The sequence below is a fragment of the Blautia sp. Marseille-P2398 genome (assembly GCF_964240315.1).
Lineage (GTDB): Bacteria > Bacillota > Clostridia > Lachnospirales > Lachnospiraceae > Blautia_A > Blautia_A wexlerae.
This window is the reverse complement of sequence record NZ_CAXSTD010000034.1, coordinates 1-4,115: the sequence shown is the minus strand read 5'-3', so window position 1 is coordinate 4,115 and position 4,115 is coordinate 1. Positions and strand designations below refer to the sequence as shown.

3 rRNA genes are annotated in these 4,115 nt (G+C 49.8%); all 3 read left to right on the top strand.

Annotation, left to right across the window (positions count from 1 at the left end):
• Nucleotides 1-628, top strand: a 16S ribosomal RNA gene (locus ACESZG_RS18775); the annotation flags it as partial.
• Between the two features lie 237 nt (nucleotides 629-865).
• Nucleotides 866-3,772 (top strand): 23S ribosomal RNA (locus tag ACESZG_RS18770).
• Nucleotides 3,773-3,840: 68 nt separating this feature from the next.
• Nucleotides 3,841-3,954 (top strand): 5S ribosomal RNA (gene rrf / locus ACESZG_RS18765).
• Nucleotides 3,955-4,115: the final 161 nt, after the last annotated feature.

Here is a 4,115-nt window from a genome sequence, read left to right as displayed (position 1 = left end):
CTCAAAGGAATTGACGGGGGCCCGCACAAGCGGTGGAGTATGTGGTTTAATTCGAAGCAACGCGAAGAACCTTACCAGGCCTTGACATGGAAACAAATACCCTAGAGATAGGGGGATAATTATGGATCACACAGGTGGTGCATGGTTGTCGTCAGCTCGTGTCGTGAGATGTTGGGTTAAGTCCCGCAACGAGCGCAACCCTTGTCGCATGTTACCAGCATCAAGTTGGGGACTCATGCGAGACTGCCGGTGACAAACCGGAGGAAGGTGGGGATGACGTCAAATCATCATGCCCCTTATGGCCTGGGCTACACACGTACTACAATGGCGACCACAAAGAGCAGCGACACAGTGATGTGAAGCGAATCTCATAAAGGTCGTCTCAGTTCGGATTGAAGTCTGCAACTCGACTTCATGAAGTCGGAATCGCTAGTAATCGCAGATCAGCATGCTGCGGTGAATACGTTCTCGGGCCTTGTACACACCGCCCGTCAAACCATGGGAGTCAGTAATACCCGAAGCCGGTGGCATAACCGTAAGGAGTGAGCCGTCGAAGGTAGGACCGATGACTGGGGTTAAGTCGTAACAAGGTATCCCTACGGGAACGTGGGGATGGATCACCTCCTTTCTAAGGAGAAAGTACAAAAGAAGTAAAGAGTTATCGAACATTTCCTGTTCAGTTTTGGAAGACTGATCTTCCAAACGAAAAAGAAGTCGATCTTTGAAAACTGAATAACAGAAGACATATGAAGGTCTATAACGAAAGTTGTAAACAACATAGATATTCACGAGTAGAAAGTTAAACAAAACAGAAAACTCAAGCAAAAACCTAAGCAAAGAAAAGAACGCTTTAGAACTTAATCGTGATTAAGTGAATAAGGGCGTACGGTGGATGCCTAGGCACTTGGAACTGAAGAAGGACGCAACAAACGGCGAAACGCGACGGGGAGTGGTACGTACACAAAGATCCGTCGATATCCGAATGGGGAAACCCGGCAGCAGTAATGAGCTGTCACCCATGAGTGAATACATAGCTCATGAGGGAGGTACCCGGAGAACTGAAACATCTAAGTATCCGGAGGAAAAGAAAATAAGAATGATTCCGTAAGTAGCGGCGAGCGAACGCGGAGGAGCCCAAACCAGATCTTGATCTGGGGTTGTAGGACCACGAAATGGCAAGAGCATGGCTAAGAGAACGGCATTGAAAGGCCGACCGGAGAGGGTGCAAGTCCCGTAACTGAAAGCAATGTGAAGCCTAGTGGTATCCTGAGTACGGCGAGACACGAGAAATCTTGTCGGAAGCAGGCGGGACCATCCGTCAAGGCTAAATATACCCAAGTGACCGATAGTGAACCAGTACCGTGAGGGAAAGGTGAAAAGAACCGCGGGAGCGGAGTGAAATAGAACCTGAAACCGTATGCTTACAAGAAGTCAGAGCCCGTTAAAGGGTGATGGCGTGCCTTTTGTAGAATGAACCGGCGAGTTACGTTATCGTGCGAGGTTAAGTAGAAGATACGGAGCCGAAGCGAAAGCGAGTCTTAATAGGGCGACAGTACGATGATGTAGACCCGAAACCGTGTGATCTAGCCATGACCAGGTTGAAGTTCAGGTGAAACTGAATGGAGGACCGAACCGACCCCCGTTGAAAAGTTGGCGGATGAGTTGTGGCTAGGGGAGAAATTCCAATCGAACACGGATATAGCTGGTTCTCCCCGAAATAGCTTTAGGGCTAGCGTCGAGGCAGAGTCGCATGGAGGTAGAGCACTGAATGTACGATGGCCCCATCCCGGGGTACTGAGTATAATCAAACTCCGAATGCCATGCAGACATACTCGGCAGTCAGACTGTGGGTGATAAGGTCCATGGTCAAAAGGGAAACAGCCCAGACCGCCAGTTAAGGTCCCAAAATGTATGCTAAGTGGAAAAGGATGTGGGGATGCACAGACAACTAGGAGGTTGGCTCAGAAGCAGCCATCCTTCAAAGAGTGCGTAACAGCTCACTAGTCGAGTGACCCTGCGCCGAAAATGTACCGGGGCTAAGCATACTACCGAAGCTGCGGATTCAACTTCAGAGTTGAGTGGTAGGGGAGCGTTGCATGCACGTAGAAGCCGTACCGTAAGGAGCGGTGGAGAGCATGGAAGAGAGAATGCCGGTGTGAGTAGCGAGATGTAGGTGAGAATCCTACACACCGATAGCCCAAGGATTCCAGGGGAAGGTTCGTCCGCCCTGGGTAAGTCGGGACCTAACGCGAGGCCGAAAGGCGTAGTGGATGGAAAACAGGCAGATATTCCTGTACCCGCGATGGAAATGAAGGAATGACGGAGAAGGCTAGTGTGAGCCACTGAATGGATTGTGGTCGAAGCATATAGCAGGCTGACAGTGAAATGCGTCAGCGGGATGTAAGATGTGACAGGTAAGGGAACGTCCTCGGACAAGTACTGAAGCACATGATGCCAGCTTCCAAGAAAAGTTTCTAGTGATGATTCCATAGCGGCCCGTACCAAAACCGACACAGGTGGGCAAGGAGAGAATCCTGAGGTGAGCGAGAGAACTGTTGCCAAGGAACTCGGCAAAATGACTCCGTAAGTTAGCGATAAGGAGTGCTCTTGTAAAAGAGAGCCGCAGTGAAGAGGCCCAAGCGACTGTTTAACTAAAACACAGCTCTCTGCAAAGTCGCAAGACGAAGTATAGGGGGTGACGCCTGCCCGGTGCTGGAAGGTTAAGAGGATTTGTCATCCGCAAGGAGAAGCAATGAATTGAAGCCCCAGTGAACGGCGGCCGTAACTATAACGGTCCTAAGGTAGCGAAATTCCTTGTCAGGTAAGTTCTGACCCGCACGAAAGGCGTAACGATTTGGGCGCTGTCTCGGCAGCAGACTCGGTGAAATCTTAGTACCTGTGAAAATGCAGGTTACCCGCAACTAGACGGAAAGACCCCATGGAGCTTTACTGTAGCCTGATATTGAATTTTGATCAAAGATGTACAGGATAGGTGGGAGGCGAAGAAGATTGCACGCCAGTGTAGTCAGAGCCGCTGTTGGGATACCACTCTTGTTTGATTGAAGTTCTAACCTGCACCCATGAACTGGGTGAGGGACCGTGTCAGGTGGGCAGTTTGACTGGGGCGGTCGCCTCCTAAAGAGTAACGGAGGCGCCCAAAGGTACGCTCAGATTGGATGGAAATCAATCGACGAGTGCAAATGCAGAAGCGTGCTTGACTGTGAGACAAACAAGTCGAACAGGGACGAAAGTCGGGATTAGTGATCCGGCGGTGCCGAATGGAAGGGCCGTCGCTCAACGGATAAAAGCTACCCTGGGGATAACAGGCTGATCTCGCCCAAGAGTTCACATCGACGGCGAGGTTTGGCACCTCGATGTCGGCTCATCGCATCCTGGAGCTGAATTCGGTTCCAAGGGTTGGGCTGTCCGCCCATTAAAGCGGTACGCGAGCTGGGTTCAGAACGTCGTGAGACAGTTCGGTCCCTATCTGTTGTGGGCGTTGGAGATCTGAGGAGAGCTGTCCTTAGTACGAGAGGACCGGGATGGACCTACCGCTGGTGCACCAGTTGTTCCGCCAGGAGCATAGCTGGGTAGCTAAGTAGGGAAGGGATAAGCGCTGAAAGCATCTAAGCGCGAAGCCTACTCCAAGATGAGATCTCCCATTCGTATAACGAAGTAAGACCCCTTGAAGACGACGAGGTGGATAGGTCAGAGATGGAAGTGTAGCGATACATGGAGTTGACTGATACTAATAGGTCGAGGACTTAATCACACGTACCAGGTGGTACAAAAAGAAACTGTCAACTGTTATTCAGTTTTGAGGGGTAGACCTCAAAGTGATCTGGTGGCGATAGCGATGTGGACACACCTGTTCTCATCCCGAACACAGAAGTTAAGCATATCAGCGGCGACAATATCTGGACTGGCTCCAGTGAAGATAGCACGCTGCCAGGTAATCTGACTCATCTTACGATGGGTCTTTTTTTGCATAGATTCATAATAATACATATAGTAAATCTGATTTTATGAATCTGTATCCTTCATTAACACCCTGCAAAATCTCAGACTTATAAGTAGTTGAGGTGTGACTCTATATGTGTTTAGTATAAGTGTAT